Source organism: Streptomyces sp. NPDC059909 (genome assembly GCF_042730885.1).
Lineage (GTDB): Bacteria > Actinomycetota > Actinomycetes > Streptomycetales > Streptomycetaceae > Streptomyces.
On sequence record NZ_JBHWKX010000222.1, the window covers coordinates 1 to 1493 of the forward strand.

Annotated in this window: 1 protein-coding gene; it reads left to right on the forward strand. The window is 64.0% G+C overall.

The features are described 5' to 3' along the window. The coding region (locus ACFV9O_RS40370; protein ID WP_385428068.1) for a reverse transcriptase domain-containing protein at window positions 1-1364 on the forward strand (1364 nt) is incomplete at its 5' end. Window positions 1365-1493: the final 129 nt, after the last annotated feature.

Genomic DNA, 1493 nt, shown 5'->3' on the forward strand with positions numbered 1-1493 from the left:
GGACCGGGACAACCTGGTTTGTTGAAGGAGATATCTCCGACTGCTTCGGCTCGCTCGACCATCAGGTCCTGCTGGCGATCCTGGCGGAGAAGATCCACGACAACCGGTTCCTCCGCCTCATCAAACAGATGCTGAAGGCGGGATACCTGGAGGACTGGAAATGGCATGCCACCCTGTCGGGTTCCCCACAAGGCGGTGTGCTATCCCCGCTCCTGTCCAACATCTACATGGACCGGCTGGACACATTCGTCGAGACAGTTCTCATCCCGGAATACACCCGAGGGGCAGCCCGGCGCAGAAACCCGGCTTACAAGGAGTTGGACAATGCGATCGGGGCCGCCCGGAAGCGGCTCGCATACAGAAAGGAAAACACAGAGTCCGCCCAAGTCCGCCAGTGGCGCAAGGAGTTGCGCCGCCACCCGGTCGGAGATCCACACGACCCGGGCTACCGGCGGCTGCGCTACATCCGATACGCGGACGATCATCTCCTCGGGTTCATCGGACCCAAGGCCGAAGCCGAGGCCATCAAACAGCGCCTGGCCACATTCCTGCGCGACGACCTCAAGCTGGAACTGAACCAGGACAAGACGCTGATCACGCACGGCCGTACCCAGGCGGCCCGCTTCCTCGGCTACGAGATCACCGTCCAGCACGCCGATGCGAAGGTCTCCCGGGGCGGCCGCGTCAATCGCGGTCTCCGTTCCATCAACGGGAAGATCCAACTCCGTGTGCCTAAGGACGTGATCAAGGCCAAATGCGCCCCGTTCCTCCGCCGTGGCAAACCCGCGCACCTGCTTCCGCTGACGAGTTGCGCACCCTTCGACATCGTCAGCCTCTACGGAGCTCAGTACCGGGGCATCGTTCAGTACTACCTGCTGGCCGGCGACGTCTGGAAACTCGACCGGCTCAAGGGGGTCATGCTGACCTCCATGCTCAAGACCCTGGCCGCCAGGCACCGGTCAAGGGTGACCGCGATGGCCAACCGCTACAAGACAACCATCCGGACACCCCAGGGACCACGCAGGTGCTTCGAGGCCAGAATCGAACGCGAGGGCAGGAAACCACTGACCGCACGGTTCGGTGGCATTCCCCTCACCCGGAAACGGACGGCCGTCCTCGACGATCTCCCGTCCACCATGTTCACCCCCCGCAGCCGCCCACGCGGCAGCCAGCTCATCGACCGGCTCAAGCGTGGATGGTGCGAGCTCTGCGACAGGCGAACCGATGTGCAGGTGCACCAAGTTCGCTCGCTCGCCGGGCTCCGCGGCCCAGGAGAACAGCCCGCATGGGCGCAGCTGATGCTCAAGAAACGGCGCAGAACCCTCGTGGTCTGCCCGCCTTGTCACGGAGGCATCCATGCGTAACCCGGATGAGAAACACGCAGCAGTCACTGGAGAGCCCGCTGCACCGAAAGGGTGCACGGCGGGTTCGGGCCGGGGGCCACTGGAGAAGGACCCGCACAGCGGAAACCTCGCCAGTGGCCTACCGGTACT